The 18,734-nt window shown below is 60.8% G+C and carries 15 protein-coding genes; 13 read left to right on the top strand and 2 right to left on the bottom strand.

Annotation, left to right across the window (positions count from 1 at the left end; all coding sequences use genetic code 11):
* Positions 1–64 precede the first annotated feature (64 nt).
* Both gyrA and ACB039_RS12550 read left to right on the top strand, forming a co-directional pair.
* Positions 65–2,863, top strand: coding sequence for a DNA topoisomerase (ATP-hydrolyzing) subunit A (gene gyrA, locus ACB039_RS12555; protein ID WP_371165790.1), 2,799 nt, complete (start codon positions 65–67; stop codon positions 2,861–2,863).
* Positions 2,864–3,145: 282 nt separating this feature from the next.
* Positions 3,146–3,319 carry a hypothetical protein gene (locus ACB039_RS12550; protein WP_200877894.1) on the top strand — a complete coding sequence of 58 codons (174 nt, stop codon included), beginning with the start codon at positions 3,146–3,148 and terminating at the stop codon, positions 3,317–3,319.
* A gap of 19 nt (positions 3,320–3,338) precedes the next feature.
* Here the strand turns inward: ACB039_RS12550 and ACB039_RS12545 are convergent, their stop codons facing one another.
* The gene (locus tag ACB039_RS12545; RefSeq protein WP_371165789.1) at positions 3,339–4,394 is read right to left on the bottom strand and encodes a PA0069 family radical SAM protein; all 1,056 of its coding nucleotides are present in this window, start codon (positions 4,392–4,394) and stop codon (positions 3,339–3,341) included.
* A gap of 175 nt (positions 4,395–4,569) precedes the next feature.
* On the opposite strand from ACB039_RS12545, the gene ACB039_RS12540 reads away from it, so the two are divergent.
* On the top strand, positions 4,570–5,160 hold the full coding sequence (locus tag ACB039_RS12540) for a tetratricopeptide repeat protein (RefSeq protein WP_042648224.1): 591 nt from the start codon (positions 4,570–4,572) through the stop codon (positions 5,158–5,160).
* Positions 5,161–5,164: 4 nt separating this feature from the next.
* Here the strand turns inward: ACB039_RS12540 and ACB039_RS12535 are convergent, their stop codons facing one another.
* Positions 5,165–5,377, bottom strand: coding sequence for a hypothetical protein (locus ACB039_RS12535; protein WP_041205815.1), 213 nt, complete (start codon positions 5,375–5,377; stop codon positions 5,165–5,167).
* A 355-nt stretch (positions 5,378–5,732) separates the two neighbouring features.
* Between ACB039_RS12535 and thrS the strand changes: the two genes are divergently transcribed.
* The 10 genes from thrS to ACB039_RS12485 all read left to right on the top strand — a co-directional run bounded on the left by thrS (position 5,733) and on the right by ACB039_RS12485 (position 18,720).
* A complete protein-coding gene (gene thrS / locus ACB039_RS12530) occupies positions 5,733–7,661 on the top strand; it encodes a threonine--tRNA ligase (RefSeq protein WP_371165788.1) in 1,929 nt (642 codons plus the stop codon).
* A gap of 21 nt (positions 7,662–7,682) precedes the next feature.
* On the top strand, positions 7,683–8,213 hold the full coding sequence (infC, locus tag ACB039_RS12525; RefSeq protein WP_205597183.1) for a translation initiation factor IF-3: 531 nt from the start codon (positions 7,683–7,685) through the stop codon (positions 8,211–8,213).
* An 85-nt stretch (positions 8,214–8,298) separates the two neighbouring features.
* Positions 8,299–8,496, top strand: coding sequence for a 50S ribosomal protein L35 (gene rpmI, locus ACB039_RS12520; RefSeq protein ID WP_005315535.1), 198 nt, complete (start codon positions 8,299–8,301; stop codon positions 8,494–8,496).
* 14 nt (positions 8,497–8,510) lie between these two features.
* The gene (gene rplT / locus ACB039_RS12515) at positions 8,511–8,867 is read left to right on the top strand and encodes a 50S ribosomal protein L20 (protein ID WP_010674800.1); all 357 of its coding nucleotides are present in this window, start codon (positions 8,511–8,513) and stop codon (positions 8,865–8,867) included.
* 324 nt (positions 8,868–9,191) lie between these two features.
* A complete protein-coding gene (gene pheS / locus ACB039_RS12510; RefSeq protein WP_005329694.1) occupies positions 9,192–10,175 on the top strand; it encodes a phenylalanine--tRNA ligase subunit alpha in 984 nt (327 codons plus the stop codon).
* Positions 10,176–10,187: 12 nt separating this feature from the next.
* The gene (pheT, locus tag ACB039_RS12505; protein WP_043131787.1) at positions 10,188–12,575 is read left to right on the top strand and encodes a phenylalanine--tRNA ligase subunit beta; all 2,388 of its coding nucleotides are present in this window, start codon (positions 10,188–10,190) and stop codon (positions 12,573–12,575) included.
* Positions 12,576–12,578: 3 nt separating this feature from the next.
* Positions 12,579–12,875 (top strand): integration host factor subunit alpha, encoded by a 297-nt coding sequence (gene ihfA, locus ACB039_RS12500; protein ID WP_005300715.1) that lies wholly within the window; start codon positions 12,579–12,581, stop codon positions 12,873–12,875.
* A gap of 54 nt (positions 12,876–12,929) precedes the next feature.
* On the top strand, positions 12,930–16,856 hold the full coding sequence (locus tag ACB039_RS12495) for a response regulator (protein WP_371165807.1): 3,927 nt from the start codon (positions 12,930–12,932) through the stop codon (positions 16,854–16,856).
* A 1-nt stretch (position 16,857) separates the two neighbouring features.
* On the top strand, positions 16,858–18,102 hold the full coding sequence (locus tag ACB039_RS12490; protein WP_371165787.1) for a response regulator: 1,245 nt from the start codon (positions 16,858–16,860) through the stop codon (positions 18,100–18,102).
* 3 nt (positions 18,103–18,105) lie between these two features.
* Positions 18,106–18,720, top strand: a complete 615-nt coding sequence (locus ACB039_RS12485; RefSeq protein WP_041205810.1) for a GNAT family N-acetyltransferase — start codon at positions 18,106–18,108, stop codon at positions 18,718–18,720.
* Positions 18,721–18,734: the final 14 nt, after the last annotated feature.

Below are 18,734 nucleotides of genomic sequence, written 5' to 3'. Positions count from 1 at the left end.
TCAGTGTGTTACCATGTCGCGCTGTTTAAGCCAAAGAACAACTAATTAGGGATTAAGGCTTTCTATGAGCGATCTGGCCAGAGAGATCACGCCGGTCAACATCGAAGAAGAGCTCAAGAGTTCCTATCTGGATTACGCCATGAGCGTGATCGTAGGACGAGCTCTGCCGGATGTGCGTGATGGCTTGAAACCGGTTCACCGCCGCGTTCTGTTTGCTATGAACGAGTTGGGGAACGACTGGAACAAGCCCTATAAGAAATCGGCCCGTGTGGTCGGTGACGTAATCGGTAAATATCACCCGCATGGCGACAGCGCCGTGTATGACACCATTGTCCGGATGGCGCAGGATTTCTCCATGCGTTACATGCTGGTCGATGGTCAGGGCAACTTCGGTTCGGTCGATGGCGACAACGCTGCGGCCATGCGTTACACCGAAGTGCGGATGGCGCGCATCTCCCACGAGTTGCTGGCCGATCTGGACAAAGAGACAGTGGACTGGGTGCCGAACTACGACGGCACCGAGATGATCCCGGCTGTCATGCCCACCAAGGTACCCACCCTGTTGATCAACGGCTCCTCCGGTATCGCGGTGGGCATGGCGACCAACATTCCTCCTCATAACCTCACCGAGATAGTCAACGGCTGTCTGGCGTTGATCGAGAATGGCGCCCTCACCATTGACGAGCTGATGACCTATGTCACCGGGCCCGATTTCCCCACCGGCGGCATCATCAACGGGCGCTCCGGCATCATACAGGCCTACCGTACCGGTCGCGGCTCCGTCTATGTGCGAGCCAAGGCCGAGGTGGAAGTGGACGAGAAGACGAGTCGCGAGACCATCATCGTTCACGAGATCCCCTATCAGGTGAACAAGGCGCGGCTGATCGAGAAGATCGCCGAGCTGGTCAAAGAGAAGAAGGTCGAGGGCATCAGTGCCCTGCGCGATGAGTCTGATAAAGACGGCATGCGCATCGTTATCGAGATCAAGCGCGGCGAGTCCGGCGAGATTGTGCTGAACAATCTCTACAAGCACACCCAGATGCAGACCACGTTCGGCATCAACATGGTGGCGCTCGATAACAACCAGCCCAAGGTGATGAACCTTAAAGAGATCCTGGATGCCTTCCTGCTGCACCGCCGTGAGGTAGTGACCCGCCGGACCGTGTTCGAACTGCGCAAGGCGCGGGATCGGGCGCACATCCTGGAAGGTCTGGCGGTGGCGCTGGCCAACATAGACCCCATCATAGAGCTGATCCGCCACAGTGCGACCCCGGCGGATGCGAAAGCGGGCCTGGTTGCCAAGGGCTGGGAACTCGGCAACGTGGCCGCCATGCTGGAAAAAGCGGGCGACGACGCGGCGCGGCCGGAGTGGCTGGAGCCGGAATTCGGTATCCGTGAAGGGCAGTACTTCCTGACCGAGATCCAGGCCCAGGCCATCCTTGACCTGCGTCTGCACAAGCTGACCGGCCTCGAGCACGAGAAGATCCTGGAAGAGTACCAATCTCTGCTGGATCTCATCGCCGAGCTGCTGTTCATCCTGGCAAGCCCGGAACGCCTGATGGAAGTGATCCGCGATGAACTGCTGGCAGTGCGCGAGCAGTATGGCGACGAGCGTCGCACCGAGATCAGCATGTCCAGTGCCGAGATCAACATCGAAGATCTGATCACCCCGGAAGACGTGGTCGTCACCCTGTCTCACCAGGGCTATGTGAAGTATCAACCGCTCTCCGACTACGAGGCCCAGCGCCGGGGTGGTCGTGGCAAGTCGGCCACCCGGATCAAGGAAGAGGACTTTGTGGAGCGTCTGCTGGTGGCCAACACCCACGACACCATTCTGTGCTTCTCCACCCGTGGCAAGGTCTACTGGCTCAAGGTCTATCAGCTGCCGGAAGCGTCCCGTGGCGCCCGTGGTCGTCCCATCATCAACCTGCTGCCGCTGGAAGAGGGTGAGCGCATCACCGCCATCCTGCCGGTGAAGGAATATGATGCCGAGAAGTACGTCTTCTTCGCCACCGCCAACGGTACCGTGAAGAAGACCAGCCTGTCCGACTTCAGCCGTCCGCTATCCTCCGGTATTCGCGCCATCAACCTCAAAGAGGGTGATGAGCTGATCGGGGTGGACATCACCGACGGCAGCAACGAGATCATGCTCTTCTCCGACGCGGGCAAGGTGGTTCGCTTCGCTGAAGGCAGCGGTCGCGCCGATGCGGATGCCAGCGATGAAGTCGAGACCGACGACGACGCCGGCAACGACGATGATGGCAGCGACAACGGTGAAGGCACTGAAGGTACCGAAGGCACCGAAAACAAGGGTACCTTCAAGGGCGTGCGTCCCATGGGTCGTACAGCTGCCGGTGTGCGTGGCATCAAGCTGGGCGCCGGTGACAAGGTGGTCTCCCTTATCGTTCCGCGCGGGATCGGGGCCATCCTCACCGCCACCGAGAACGGTTACGGCAAGCGTACCGCACTGGACGAATACCCGACCAAGAACCGTGGTACCCAGGGCGTTCGCTCCATCAAGGTGGACGAGCGCAACGGCAAGGTGATCGATGCGATCCAGGTCGAAGATACCGACCAGATCATGCTGATCACCAATGGCGGCACCCTGGTCCGTACTCGTGTTGCCGAGGTGAGCGTCATTGGCCGTAACACCGGTGGTGTCCGTCTGATCCGTACCGGTGAAGACGAGACAGTGGTCGGTCTGCAGCGCATCGCCGAGAGCGACGAGGAAGAGAACGACGCTCTGGTCACTGAGGGCATGGCCATCGACGGCGAGCTGGTGGAAGGTGCAGAGACTGCGCCAGACGCCGGTGCTGCCGACGATGCTGGCTCCAGCGAAGAGGGTGTGGCTGACGACGAATAATCGTTACCTGCCTCGATAAAAAAGAGCGGCCCCCGGGTCGCTCTTTTTGTTTCTCCCGCCTTGATGTCATCCCAGCCGCGCTGAACTACCCGATACTGCCGACGTTCATCTCCTGTGCTGGCGCCGGATTTTCCCGATAAGGGCTCTCTTGCTCATTCAATCCTTCATCCCGACGTCATCTGGCTGTCATCCCGGCGGGACAGACTGCGGCTGTTCAGGTGGGACAAGGGCACGACCATGCCCGAGCCCGGCGTTGGCAATATCATCCAGAAGGAGCAGGGTATGACCAGTTGGATCATGTGGGAAATCTGGTGGAGCCGGATGTGGGGAGAGGATACCAGGGCATTGTCACATGATGAGCAGGAGGAGGTGGCTTATGAGCCCTCGCGCCTGCCGGCGGAGCTGATCGCACAGGGCAAGCCGGTGCGCCCTCATCCGCCAAGGCCCTGGGGCTGAGCTGCGATAACCGCAGTCATCAGAACAGGCGCAGCTGCTCGTTGGGGCGAATGAAGGCAGAGGTGTTGAGCGCGATATGGCGCTTGCCCAGCTGCAGCCGCTTGCTGATGAGCCGAAAGCGCTGGGCGAGCAAGTCGGCGAATTGCCCCTCTCCGCGCATGCGAGTCCCGAAGGCGGGGCTGTTGAGCGCCCCCCCTCTGCTTGCCCGCAACTGGTTCAGGATGGCCTCCTTCTGGCCGGGGTAGTGCTCTTCCAGCCAGTCGCAAAATAGGGTGGTCAGCTCGTGGGGCAGTCTCAGCAGGATATAGTCGGCGCAGCCAGCGCCTGCCTCCACGGCGCCCTTGATGATCTGCTCCAGCTCGGGCTCGTTGAGCCGTGGGATCATGGGGGCCGCCAGCACTCCCACAGGTATCCCGGCCTGTGTCAGCCTCTCGATGACCTTGAGCCGACCCGCTCCCGTGCTGGCGCGGGGCTCCAGCTGTCGCCTCAGTGTCTCGTTCAGGGTGGTGACCGACACCATCACCTGGCAGAGCCCCTCCCGGGCCAGCTCGGCCAGCAGATCGAGATCGCGCAATATCATGGCGCTCTTGGTGATGATCCCCACCGGATGGCGATGAGCCAGCATCACCTCCAGCAGCGCGCGGGTGAGACGATAGTGGTGCTCTATGGGTTGGTAGGGATCGGTATTGGCCCCGAGCACTATGGTCTGCGGCTGATAGGTTGGTTTGGCAAACTCCCTGCGCAGCAGCGCGGCGGCGTTCATCTTGGCAAACAGCCGGGTCTCGAAATCCAGGCCGGGGGAGAGCTCCAGATAGGCGTGGCTGGGTCTGGCGTAGCAGTAGATGCAGCCATGTTCGCAACCTTGATAGGGGTTGATGGAGCGGCCGAAGGGGACGTCCGGTGAGAGGTTGTGGCTGATGATGCTCTTGGCCTGGATCTCCCGCACCTCGGTTCGGGGTTGGGACGCACGAAATGCCGCCTCCCATTCCACGGCCTGCCAGCCATCGTCGACGACATCGATCTGTGGGCCGCTGAAACGGTGCTCGATATTGTGGGTGCTGCCTCGTCCTGCCATCTCATCACACCGGATACTGTTTATACATACAGTTATTTTGCTCGAGATAGTGCCAAACATCAAGTCCGGCCACTCTTCCCTTATTTCACTCGGTCAAAGAACGGGATCTCCTGCTTGATCTGTCGCTACATTTCGTTTACATAGACAAAATGCGAACTAGATCACGGAAATCATCATGAGCCCCACCACTTACCGCTGGCTGTTTATCGCCGTCATTGCCCTGGTCGCCTGGCGTCAGCTCCCGCTCTCCACCGAGCAGGAGCTGGCGGCGGCCAACCGCGCCTGGCGTGTGGGTCACTTCGAGCAGGCGACCGGTATCTGGCAGCCGCTGGCCGAGCAGGGCCAGCCCAGGGCGCAGGCACTGATGGGATGGAGCCATGAGCTGGGGCAGGGGAGCGAGCAGGATCTGGTGCAGGCCATCCGCCTCTATCGCCAGTCCGCCGAGGCGGGAGATGCATTTGGCCAGTACCGGCTGGCGGAGCTCTATCTGCGCGGGGTAGGGGTGCCACGGGATCTGCGTATCGCCTTTCACTGGATGGAGCGGGCGGCCCGCAACGGGGACGTGCCCGCCATGCTCAAAGTGGGGGTGCTCCATCTGATGGGGGCCAACGGTCGGGTCGACATGGCCGAGGCCAAGCAGTGGCTCTATCAGGCCTCACAAAAAGGTAACAAGTTGGCGTTGACGGTATTGCAGGAGTTGGCGCTGGCCGAAGAGGGTCGCAGCGCCTTCGATTTCAATGGCCAGTCACTGCTGGGGGAGGGTTAACCCCTCAGCGGCTGGCGGTGATCTTGCCCGGTGTCACGTCGGTGACATAGAGGGTGCTGCGATCGGCGCTGTGCACTATGCTGCATACCTCGCGCTTGCTGCCATCGCTCAGGATCACCAACTCCCCGAGATGGACGGGGCAGTGTGTCGTCAACAGGTGATCCGGGTGGATAATCTTCTCCGCATGCTCCGGAAACGAAATGTCATAGGTGTACATCATGTTCTCCTTGTTCAGGCAGACGCCTCACTGGAACCCTAGCACACAGAGGGCGAGGTGGGACCCACATCGCATGTGCATCGTTCCAGTGCCTCTGTTGACGCCTCTCCTCGCTTCCACTTTCCATGGTATACAAAATCGGCAAGGCAACTTGTCTGAGTCGTGACGTCTGATACAATCCTCCGCTGTACCTGTCCATTGATGGCCTTGCACACCCAAGAGGGTGTGTACCATTTCTGCGTACCAACCGTATTGTGAACGGTGAAACTCGGGAGTGAACTGCTTGAAATGAAAGGTTTTCTCCAACCTGCATGTGCCCTTTGGTAGGGGGCACCACTGTATAAGGAAACACCGAATGCCAATCATTACTCTGCCTGACGGCAGCCAACGTCAATTTCCCCACGCCGTTTCCGTCATGGACGTCGCCGCTGACATAGGTCCGGGCCTCGCCAAGGCGTGCATTGCCGGCCGTGTGAACGGTGAACTGGTGGATGCTTGCGAGCTGATCGAAGCCGATGCCTCCCTAGCCATCATCACCGCCAAAGACGAAGACGGTCTGGACATCCTGCGCCACTCCTGTGCTCACCTGTTGGGTCATGCCATCAAGCAACTCTGGCCCCAGACCAAGATGGCCATCGGTCCTGTCATCGACAACGGTTTCTACTACGACGTCGATCTCGACCGCACCCTGACCGATGAAGATCTGGCTGCCCTTGAAGAGCGCATGCTGGCGCTGGCCGCCAAGGATTACGACGTCGTCAAGAAGAAGGTCTCCTGGCAGGAGGCGCGCGATGTGTTCGAGGCCCGCGGCGAGACCTACAAGGTCGAAATCCTGGATCAGAACATCGCCCGCGATGATCAGCCCGGTCTGTATCATCACGAAGAGTACGTCGACATGTGCCGCGGCCCCCATGTGCCGAACATGCGTCACTGCCACCACTTCAAGCTGCAGAAGATGTCCGGTGCTTACTGGCGTGGCGACTCCAACAACAAGATGCTGCAGCGCATCTACGGTACCGCCTGGGCCGACAAGAAGCAGCTCAAGGCCTACCTGCAGCGTCTCGAGGAGGCCGCCAAGCGCGACCACCGCAAGATTGGCAAGCAGCTCGACCTGTACCACATGCAGGAAGAAGCCCCCGGCATGGTGTTCTGGCACAACGATGGCTGGACCATCTTCCGCGAGCTGGAAACTTTCATCCGCGGCAAGCTCAAGGAGTACGATTATCAGGAGGTGAAAGGCCCCTTCATGATGGATCGCGTGCTGTGGGAGCGTTCCGGCCACTGGGAAAAATATGCCCAGGCCATGTTCACCACCCAGTCCGAGAATCGCGAGTACGCCATCAAGCCGATGAACTGCCCGGGTCACGTGCAGATCTTCAACCAGGGCCTGAAGTCCTACCGGGACCTGCCCCTGCGCATGGCCGAGTTCGGCTCCTGCCACCGCAACGAGCCCTCAGGCTCCCTGCACGGTCTGATGCGGGTGCGTGGCTTTACCCAGGATGACGCGCACATCTTCTGTACCGAAGATCAGATCATGGAAGAGGTGTCGGCCTGCATTCGCATGGTCTATGACGTCTACGGCACCTTTGGCTTCGAAAACATCGTGGTCAAGCTCTCCACTCGTCCCGAACAGCGCATCGGTTCCGATGAAGCCTGGGATCGCGCGGAAGCCGCCCTGGCGGAAGCCCTGGTGCTCAACGGCCTGAAGTACGATCTGCAGCCGGGGGAGGGGGCTTTCTACGGTCCCAAGATCGAATTCACCCTGCACGATTGTCTTGATCGTGCCTGGCAGTGTGGTACCGTGCAGCTCGATTTTGCCTTGCCGGGCCGTCTTGGCGCCACTTATGTGGGCGAAGACAACGAACGTCACGTACCCGTGATGATCCACCGGGCCATCCTCGGGTCTCTTGAGCGTTTCATCGGTATCCTGACCGAAGAATACGCTGGACTGTTCCCGACCTGGCTGGCACCGACTCAGGCCGTGATCATGAATATCACGGATAATCAGGCCGATTATGCGGTGAAAGTTGCCAAGGCATTGAATGATGCGGGCCTTCGCGCAAAAGCGGACTTGAGAAATGAGAAGATTGGCTTTAAAATCCGCGAGCATACTTTGAAGCGAGTGCCTTTCATGCTGGTCTGCGGCGATAAAGAAGTAGAAGCCGGCAAGATTGCAGTACGGACTCGTAAAGGGGCTGACCTGGGTTCTTATCCTGTTGAAGAGCTGATAGCTCTGTTAACCCAGGAAGTTCAGACCCGCGGACAAAAGAAAGTGGAGGAATAAGCTATAAAAGGCGGAAAAAAACTGGGCAAGCAACCGCAAGCCCGCGCTCACCGGATCAATGAAGAGATCCGTCTGAAAGAAGTTCGTCTGACTGGTTTGGACGGTGAGGCCATTGGTATCACCACCATCCAGGATGCCCTGAACTTGGCCCTTGAAGCCGGAGTGGATCTGGTCGAGATCAGTCCTAACGCTGAGCCGCCCGTTTGCCGAATCATGGATTACGGCAAATTCCTCTACGAAAAGAGCAAGACCACCAAAGAACAGAAGAAAAAGCAGAAAGTCGTCCAGGTCAAGGAAATCAAATTCCGTCCTGGCACTGACGAAGGCGACTATCAGGTAAAACTACGCAACCTGGTTCGCTTTCTGGAAGACGGGGACAAGGCGAAGGTCACCCTGCGCTTCCGTGGTCGTGAAATGGCCCACCAGGATCTTGGTATCAAGGTTCTGGAGCGAGTCAAGAACGATCTGGAAGAGTTGGCCGTAGTCGAGTCGTTCCCGAAAGTCGAAGGCCGTCAAGCTGTGATGGTCCTCGCACCCAAGAAGAAATCTTAAGGCCCACAAGAAATTGACTCATGGGTTCGCCCCATGAGTCGGTTCGCCTTGCGATTTTGTTGTCACTCACAATGCGGAGTATGAAATGCCGAAGATGAAAACCAACCGGGGTGCTGCAAAGCGCTTCAAGAAGACTGGCTCAGGTCGCTTCAAGTGCAAGCACAACCACCTGCGTCACATCCTGACCAAGAAGAGCAGTAAGCGTAAGCGTAAGCTGGGGCCGAAGTTCATGGTTTCTGCTGCCGACCACAAACGTGTTGTCGCTTGTCTGCCGTACGCATAAGGGGGATGTGAAAAATGCCAAGAGTTAAACGTGGTGTGACTGCTCGCGCTCGTCACAAGAAAGTAATGAAAGCCGCCAAGGGTTACTACGGCGCCCGTTCCCGTGTCTACCGCGTAGCGGTACAAGCGGTAACCAAAGCTGGTCAGTATGCCTACCGTGACCGTCGCCAGAAGAAGCGTCAGTTCCGTCAGCTGTGGATTGCGCGTATCAACGCTGCAGCCCGCCAGAACGGTCTGTCCTACAGCCGTCTGATCGACGGTCTGAAGAAGGCTTCCATCGAGATCGATCGCAAGATCCTGTCCGATATCGCCGTTCACGACAAGCTGGCTTTCACCGCCCTGGTTGAAAAGGCCAAAGCAGCTCTGGTTTAATCCGGTTCTGTTATGAAAGATAAAAGGAGGCTCAGGCCTCCTTTTTTGTTGCCCGTTTTTTACATTCGACCCTGTTTGCCACACAGCGCATCAGCTGTGGTTGCTGACGTGAAAATGTCTGATATGCCAACAAACTGCTACAGATATTCAATATTTTAAGCGAGTGAGAAGGACGACTTGAGACTCGCTTGATATAACAAAATGATTTATAGGGAGAAAAGCCCGCCGTAACTATGGTCAGCGAAGGGGCTTTTTTTGTATTATTCCCCTCTTGACCTTATTTAGCCTACAGGCTCCTGTTTCGGGAGTGGTGACGAGGAAGACATGCAACAGCTTGAAGAAGTAGTCGGCCAGGCCAAGGCCGAAATTGAGGGCGTGAGCGACATCGCCGCCCTCGACGAAATCCGGGTCAAATATCTGGGTAAAAAGGGCTTTTTTACCGAGCAGATGAAGGGACTGGGTGCTCTGTCTGCTGAAGAGCGTCCCGCCGCGGGCGCCGTGATCAACCAGGCCAAGCAGCTGGTTCAAGATGCCTTGAACGCGCGTCGTGACGCCCTCGAAGTTGCCGTGCTGAACCAGAAGCTGGCCGCCGAGACCATCGACATCAGCCTGCCGGGTCGTCGCATCGAGAACGGTGGCCTGCACCCGGTGACCCGCACCATTGAACGCATCGAGCGCCTGTTTGGCGAGATGGGTTTCAAGGTCGAGCGCGGTCCCGAGATTGAAGATGGCTTCCACAACTTCGATGCGCTGAACATTCCGGCTCATCATCCGGCGCGTACCGATCACGATACCTTCTACTTCAATCCTGATCTGATGCTGCGTACCCACACCTCCGGTGTGCAGATCCGCACCATGCAGCAGCAACAGCCGCCGATCCGCATCATAGCGCCGGGCCGTGTCTATCGTAACGACTACGACATGACCCACACCCCGATGTTCCACCAGGTCGAAGGCCTGCTGGTCGACGAGCATGCCAGCTTTACCGAGCTGAAGGGCATCCTGCACGACTTCCTGCGCAACTACTTCGAGGAAGACCTGACCATTCGCTTCCGTCCTTCCTACTTCCCGTTCACCGAGCCGAGCGCCGAAGTGGACGTGATGGGCAAGAACGGCAAGTGGCTGGAGGTGTTGGGCTGCGGCATGGTGCACCCGAACGTGCTGCGTTCGGTCGGCATCGATCCGGAAAAATACTCCGGCTTTGCCTTCGGCATGGGCGTTGAGCGCCTCACCATGCTGCGCTACGGGGTCAATGACCTGCGTGCCTTCTTCGAAAACGACCTGCGCTTCCTCAAGCAGTTCAAGTAAGGGCGAGAGAACATGAAATTCAGTAAATCCTGGGTGATGGAGTGGGTCCGCACCGAGTTGAGTGACAACGCACTGGCCGAGCAGATCACCATGGCCGGTCTGGAAGTGGATGCCGTGGAAGCGGTGGCTGGCCAGTTCAACAATGTGGTCGTGGGTGAAGTGGTCGAGTGTGCCCAGCATCCGGACGCCGACAAGCTGCGGGTGACCAAGGTCAACGTGGGCGAGGCCGAGCTGCTGGACATCGTCTGCGGCGCGCCGAACTGCCGCGCCGGCCTGAAAGTGTGCGTGGCCAAGGTCGGGGCGACCCTGCCGGGCGATTTCACCATCAAGAAGGCCAAGCTGCGTGGCCAGCCGTCCCACGGCATGCTCTGCTCCTTCAGCGAGCTGGGTATCGACGTCGAAGCCGATGGCATCATCGAGCTGCCGCTTGATGCGCCCATCGGGACCGATATTCGCGAATACCTCGCACTCAACGACGTCAGCATCGACGTGGATCTGACCCCGAACCGTGCCGACTGCCTCGGTATCGCGGGGCTTGCCCGCGAAATCGGCGTGCTCAACAGCGTGGATGTGGTCGAGCCGACCTGGGCGCCGGCTGTTGCAACTATTGATGCGACCTTCCCGATCCGGGTTGAAGCAACCGCCGATTGCCCCCGTTATCTGGGCCGCGTCATCAAGGGGCTGAACCTGCACGCCCAGAGCCCGCTCTGGATGCAGGAGAAGCTGCGCCGTGGCGGTATCCGCTCCATCGACGCCATCGTCGACATCACCAACTACCTGCTGCTGGAATACGGTCAGCCGATGCACGCCTTCGATCTGGCCAAGCTGGAAGGGGAACTGGTGGTGCGCCGCGCCCGTAGCGATGAGCCGATGACTCTGCTCGATGGCAACGAGGTGAAGCTCAAAGAGACCACGCTCGTTATCGCAGACGCCCAAGGCCCTGCCTGCATGGCCGGCATCTTCGGCGGCGATCGCACCGGTGTGTCCGAGACCACCACCGACATCCTGCTGGAGTGCGCCTTCTTCGCGCCGCTCTCCATCACAGGCCGTGCCCGTGCTTACGGTCTGCACACCGACTCCTCCCACCGCTTCGAGCGCGGGGTGGATCCCGAGTTGCAGGCCAAGGTGATGGACCGTGCTACCCGTCTGCTGCTGGATATCTGCGGTGGTGAAGCCGGTCCGGTCATCGAGGTCAAATCCGATGCCCATCTACCCAAGTCTGCCCCCATCAAGCTGCGTCGCGCCAAGCTCGACAAGGTGATCGGCATCAGCGTGGCAGATGCACAGGTGGTCGAGATCCTGACCCGTCTCGGCATGCAGGTCACAGTGGATGCTGACGGTTGGACCGCGCTGGCGCCCTCCTGGCGTTTCGACATCGCCATCGAGGAAGACCTCATCGAGGAAGTGGCCCGCATCTACGGCTATAACAACATCCCGAACCTGAAACCGGCGGCCTCTCTGGCCATGGTTGAGCAGGCAGAAGGGCAGGTGACCCTGAAGCGGGTGCGCGACCTGCTGGTCGATCGCGGTTTCCAGGAAGCGATCACCTACAGCTTCGTGGATCCCAAGGCTCAGCAGACCCTGTTCCCCCAGAGCGACGCCATCGTGCTGCCGAACCCCATCTCGGTCGAGATGTCCGCCATGCGCGTGTCTCTGTTCCCGGGTCTGGTGCAGGCCGTCGTCTACAACCAGAACCGCCAGCAGGGTCGTGTGCGTCTGTTCGAGCAGGGCCTGCGTTTCATCAAGGACGAAAGCGCCGAAAACGGCATCCGCCAGGAGCCCATGCTGGCCGGCATCATCACCGGCAACCAGAGCGACGAGCACTGGGACGTCAAGAGCCGTGGCAGCGACTTCTTTGATTTGAAAGGGGATCTGGAAGCGGTATTGGATCTCACCGCCGAAGGGGCCACCTTCAGCTTCGAGCGTACCGAGCACAGCGCCCTGCACCCGGGTCAGAGTGCCGCTATCCTGCGCAATGGCGCCGTCATCGGCCATATCGGCGTGATCCACCCTAGCCTCGAGAAGAAGCTGGGACTCAAGAGCCGCGCCGTGATGTTCGAGCTGGAGCTGGACAAGCTGACCCCTGCCAAGGTGCCGGTTGCAGCCGAAGTATCCCGCTTCCCGGCCAACCGTCGTGATATCGCCGTGGTGGTAGATCGTCAAGTTCTGGCAGGCGACGTACTGGCAGTAATTAAAAAAGTTGGCGGAAATCAGTTAGTTGGAATAAACTTGTTCGACGTATACCAGGGTGCTGGTATGGCAGAGGACAAGAAGAGCCTGGCCATCAGTCTAGTGTTGCAAGACACCCAGCGCACCCTGGAGGAGAAAGAGATTGCCGAGACCGTAGACAATGTCGTGCGGGCCCTTGGTGAAGAGTTGAATGCATCCTTGAGGGATTGATCTATGGCGCTTACCAAAGCCGACATTGCAGAGCACCTGTTCACCCAGCTCGGGATGAGCAAGCGTGAAGCCAAAGACATGGTGGAAGCCTTCTTTGAGGAAATCAGACAGGCGCTCGAGCGCGGTGAACAAGTCAAAATTTCAGGCTTCGGTAACTTTGATCTTCGTGAGAAGAACCAGCGTCCTGGACGTAACCCAAAGACGGGTGAGGATATTCCCATCAGCGCCCGTCGTGTGGTGACCTTCCGGCCTGGCCAGAAGCTCAAGGCCAGGGTAGAAAATGTTGAACCCAACGAGTGATAAAAAGCCAGGCAGATGCCTGGCTTTTGCGTTTCTATGATAAAGACCCTATTTCTGCTCGGTGCGCTGCTGGCTCTGCCGCTGCGTGCCGCCATGCTCCCTCTGTCAGCCGAGACCCAGGCGTATGCCGATACGCTCACCGAGCTGACTTTCTGTTACCCGGTCCTGCAGCGTCCTCCCTATCTGGAGGAGCAGGGGGGGTTGCTCATCGATCAGATGAAACGACTGGCCCTGCAACTGCCGGTGCCGCTGCGCTTCGAAAAATTGCCAAACTGGACGGCAACTCTGCAGGGCTTGCAGCGTGGGCAGTGCGATCTCATCCCCCATGTGGGACCTGCCAGGGAGACCCTGCCCGGTACGGCCTTGAGCCGTGCCATGCTGGAGGCGGAGTCCGCCATCCTTTATCGGGGGGAGCTTGAGCAGGCGACCTTCCTGGTCTCGCCCATCTGGCAGGCAGAGGAGACCCTGCAGCGGCTCTATCCCCACTCCTCCCAGTTGCGCCTGACGGATGCGGAGAACTGGTATGGGGCTCTGGTGGCGGGCAGAGGCAGCGCCTACCTCGGCGACTATCTGCAACTGCGCTATCTGATGCGGGAGTTTCCGGATGAGGGGCTGCGCCTGCGGCGGTTGCGCAGCGACGATCTGGTGATCAGCTACCGGCTGATGATGGGCGACAGGCCGCAATTGCACGAGCTGATAGACACGGCGATCCGCTTCCTGCCACCGGGTAACCTCTACCGGGATCTGGGGCGCTATCTGCCCCAGAGCGAGCAGGACATCAATCCCTTGCACTTCACCGACAAGGAGCAGGCCTGGCTGGTCGGTAGCGCGCGCACCATCAAGCTGGTGGCGGATCCCGGCTTCATGCCCTATAGCGGCGTCAATCAGCAGGGTGAGCTCGTCGGCTGGAGCGGCGATGTGCTGCGGGAAGTGAGCCGCCAGACGGGGCTGAATTTCGAGCTCATCCCCGTGACAAGCAAGGAGGAGGCGCTGGCCAGGTTGCGCAGCGGTGAGGCCGCCATGATGGCCGGTCTGCTGGAGTCTCCGACCCTGCACGAGGAGTTCGAGTTCACCCGTGCGGTGGCAACCAGTCGCTATGCACTGGTCAGCCGCAAGCGGGGGGCTTATCAAGCCCTTGCCGAGGTCAAGGGCAAGGTGGTCGTGCCTCGTATGCTCTACGACACCAGCCTGCTGGCCCGGTTCGGGCAACACGACTGGGCGGTGACCGACAACCTGCAGCAAGGGTTGGCTGCGGTGCAGAGCGGTGAGGCCGATGCCATGCTTGCCGAGCTCTATCAACTGCAATATCCGCTGCGCAACAACCAGCTGAGTGAGCTGAGCATCACGGAGCTGCCGGAGGTGTTTGGCCTCGGCTTTGCCATCAGGCGGGATCAGCCAAGGCTCGCCGGGGTGCTGGAGCAGAGCCTGATGACGATTAACGACAGGCAGGTGAGCGAGCTGGTACAACGTTGGCGGCGCCTCGTCCTGAACCAGCAAGAGGGGGTCAGTTACGGATTCTGGCTTGGCTCTGTCCTGTTGGCGCTCTTGATCAGCGCGGCAGTGATCTGGTCAGTCTGGCGCTCCCGTCAGCAGCTGGCCCAGGAGGCGCGCGAGCGTCATAAGGCCGAGCAGGCGTTGGCGCTGGAGAGCAAGTTCAGGGAGTCCCTGTTCCAGGCGTTGCCCGTTCCCGTGTTTTTGCGCAATGACAAGGGGGAGGTGATCAAGCGCAACAAGCGGGCCAAACGGATGGAGGCGCGTTACGCCACCGATCTCGTCCTGCCGTCTCCCCAGTTGCAAGGGGCTGAAGGGGAGATCGCCTTGCGAGATCAGGTTTACTCCTATGCCCAGATCCCGCTGCGCCTGGGACCCCAGGCGCCCGCCGGGGACCTCATCGCCCTGTCCGACATCAGCGCCTTGCGCGAGCGCACCCGCTTGCTGCGCCAGGCGGAGCGCCGCCTGCGGGCCCTCACCAATACGGTGCCCGGAGTGGTGCTGCAGTTCACCCTGCTCGGAGGGGCCATCACCCGGGTGGAGTTTGTCAGTCGCGGCAGCCATGAGCTGCTGGGGCTGGCCAGTCAGCAGATCCGCCTCAATCCCAACGAGGCGCTCACCCGCATCTCGCACCAGGACAGGCGGGAGATGCGGGCTCCCATGCTGGCCATGTTGCAGGCCGGGCGCCCCTTCTCCCAGCTGCTGCGCTACCAGCATCCGGGCAAGGGCACGCGCTGGCTGCAGTTCTCCGGCAGAGGGCGCCGGCAGGGGGAGGGGTGGCGTGTCTTTGGGGTGGTGCAGGATGTGACCAACCGGGTCGAGCAGGAGCACTCCCTGCAACTCTCCCACGAGCAGGCCCAGCAGGCCGTGCTCGCCAAGGGGCGCTTCCTCGCCGCCGTGAGCCACGAGATCCGCACCCCCATGAACGCCATCCTGGGTCTGCTGGAATGGCTGGATCAGACCGAGCTCTCTGCGGAGCAGGCCTCGGTGCTGGCGCACGTCAGGCAGGCGGGCAACGAATTGCTCGGGCTGCTCAACGACGTGCTCGACTTCAGCCGCAACGAGAGTCGCCAGCTGCGGCTCTCCCTGCAGCCGACCGATCTGGTGGAGCTGTGCGAGCATGTGGCGGCGGTGCACTGGTCCAAGGCGCGTTCCAAACGTCTGCAACTGCGTCTCAACCTGGACCCGACGCTGCCCGCCCTGATGGCGCTGGACCCTCACCGGGTGCAGCAGGTGCTGCACAACCTGCTCTCCAACGCCATCAAGTTCAGCGAGCGGGGCGAGGTGGTGCTGTGGGCCCGCCGGCACGGGGAGTCGATCTGGTGCGGGGTAGATGACGAGGGGCCCGGCATCAGTGCCGAGTTGTTGCCTCGGCTGTTCCTGCCCTTCGAGCAGGGGGAGGAGCTGGGACAGCTCAGGGCCCAGGGTACTGGTCTCGGGCTGGCCATCTGTCGTCAGTTGATGGAGCAGATGGGAGGGAACATCCGGTTCGAGCCGGTGGCCACCGGCGGCAGCCGCTTCATTTGCGCCTGGCCACTCAGGCAGGTGCAGGAGAAGGCGCCCTGGCAGCCAAGGTTCAAACAGATTTCTCTGCAGCTCCCCCCCGAGGCGCTGGCATACATGCGGGCCTGGCTCGCCGAGTTTGGCGTGACCGAGGAGGCGATGGCGCCCGTTCTTGCCGTCACCCTGGATGAGCAGGGGTTGAGTGCCTGGTCCTGGCAGGGAGAGCCCTGGATCCCGGGCTCTGTGGTGAGCCTGCTGCAACCCAGGTTGGTTCAGGGGGGCGGGGAGGTCGCGGATCTGCCGGGAGCCGGTATGCGTGTCCTCTTGGTGGAAGATCACGAGGTGAACCGGGTGTTGATCAGCATGCAGCTGAGTCAGCTGGGAGCCCGGGTATTGAGCGCCGCCAATGGCCGTCTGGCGCTGGACATCCTGCAATCGGAATCGGTGGATCTGGTGCTGACCGACCTGCAGATGCCGGTGATGGACGGTGCCGAGCTGTGCCGGCAGTTGCGGGCTTCGGCGCGCTGGCAGCAGTTGCCCGTCTATGTGATCACCGCCGATCTCAGCGAGCAGGCGGCGCAACGTTTGGCCGATTGTGGTTGCCAGGGCCATCTGGACAAACCCGTCCTGTTGAAGGAGCTGGCCACCTTGCTGCGCACCGTCTCGGGTCGCAGCAGTGTGCCTCTGGCGGAGGAGGCGGCCGTCAATGCCACACCCATGACGACCCTGCTCAATCCGGCACTCATCAATCTCTACCTGGTGTCGGCTCGCCAGGATCTGGCCGACATTGAGGGGTGCGTCACGGCAGGGGATGAAGGCGCCCTCAATACGGCTTTACACAAGATGAAGGGGGCCGCCAAAATGGTGGGGGCCGCCGCCTTGGTTCAGGTGATCGAACGCTGGCAGCGAGCCCCCGGGCAACCCCTGGTGGAAGAATTGAAGCAGGCCGTGGAAGAAGTCTGCCGGCAACTGGGCGAGAGAGCATGAGATGATCATCACAGATGAAGAGTTATTGGCGTTGCTGGAGTCTGATGTCAGCCAGGAACCCGTATTTCACCCCGTCAGCGTCTATGCTCTGGACGCTGTCTCACACCGGGCGGCAAAGGAAGCAGGCTTGCCGGCCTATGCCAGCCTGCACCGTACCCGACCCGACGCGAGCTGGCAGTGGGAAGGGTTGTTCGCCGCCGGGGCCATCGCCCTGTTCGATCCCGCCTCCCATGCGGGAGCCGACTATCTGCCGCGGCTGCAGACCCCAGGGGTGGGGATTTATCGCCTGTCGGATCCCTGGCTTGAGGGGGTGGAGGCTCGGGAGCAGGGGTGGCGGGAGTGGCTCGCCCAGCTCCAGATCCTGCTGCTCGAGGATCATCCCTTCCAGGGAGCCTGCATCCAGCAGGAGATCCAGGCGCTTGGACTGCCCTGCCACTGGGTGCAGGACGGCGAGGGCTGCCTGCAGGTGCTGGAAGAGGGGGACGTGGGACTGCTGGTCTGCGATCTCAGTCTGGCGGAGCAAGATGCCATCAGTCTCTTGATGAACCACCCCCAGTACCGTCGTTTGCCCATCATATTGCTGTCCGCCCACGATCAGACCCTGATTGACGGGGCCAGACGCCTGCTGCACGACGCCGGCTTCAACGTGCTGGCCGCGCTGGCCAAACCGCTGCAGAGCGACGATCTGCTGCGTCTGCTCAAGACGCTCTATCTGGGGCCGCAGCGTCAACGCAGACTGGGTGGCTTGAAGCGTACCATTCGCAGCTGGCAGGGAGAGGCGCGGGGTCAGCTTGGTTTGCTGGCGGATGCGGCCTCTTGCCCTCTGCCGGTCTGGCTGGCCGTGAGCAGCCTGCCCCCGCACTGGGAGCCCCTCAAGGCATGGCTGGAGCAGCATGGCCGGCAGGCGAGCGAGCTGACCCTGGTCATCCACCGGCGGGATCACCTGCTGAGCCAGGCGGATCGCTTCGCCCTGGTGTTGCAGGCGAGTCTGGCGGGGGCCAGGCTCGCCCTGCTGCTCGACAGTGCCCAGCATCTGCCTTTCGATCAACTGGAGCGATTGCCGCTCCAGAGCCTGCTGCTGGGGCAGCATCTGTTGCCGGAGCTGGAGGCCATGGCTGCGGACTCCCTGCTGGCCCGTTTCATCCAGCGGGCCCGCGAACTGGGCATGGCTCTCTATCTCGACGATCCCTTCAACCTGCAGGATGCCGCCCAGTGGCAGGATCGCGGCATGGCGGGGCGCTGGTAGCCCGTGCCGCGCTATCTTTGCTGGCCTCCCGATGAGGCGCGCCTGCACCGGGCCCTGGCGGGTTGGGTGCATCCCGGCTCACGGGCATCCTTGCCCTTGATGATGGACGTGGGCGGCATCCCCTGCCGGTTGCAGGAGCTGGCAGGGTCCGATCCCGAACGCTTGAAGGCGGCCTATGAGGCGCTGAGCGAACAGAGTGTCTACCTGCGTTTCATGCGCGCCAAACAGCCAGTCACCGCCGAGCAGCTCGCCTTCTTTCTCGACTATCCCAGAGCGCCCCAGATAGGGCTGCTGCTCACCGACGAACAGGGGCGGCCGCTGGCCATGGCCCAGTCCATCCGACGGCGCCTGCATCCCGACAGGGCTGAGTTCTCCTGTATTGTTGCGGATCATTTTCAGCATCGGGGCGCCGGGCGCCGCCTCTTGCTGGCGCTGGCCCTGCTGGCGCGCGGGGAGGGGATCCGCGAGTGGACCGCTGAGGTGCTCGGACAGAATCGTCCCATGCTGGCCCTGCTGAAGGGGTTGGGGCTCCCGCTCACCCTGGTGACGGGCCGGGAGATGGTGTTTGTCCGGCTGGACTTGAGCGTCCTCGATACCCTGATGCCCCGACATGCATAAGACCAAGGGCGAAT

The organism is Aeromonas sp. S2(2024), from assembly GCF_041402505.1.
GTDB lineage: Bacteria > Pseudomonadota > Gammaproteobacteria > Enterobacterales > Aeromonadaceae > Aeromonas > Aeromonas media.
This window is presented reverse-complemented; position numbering and strand designations above follow the sequence as displayed.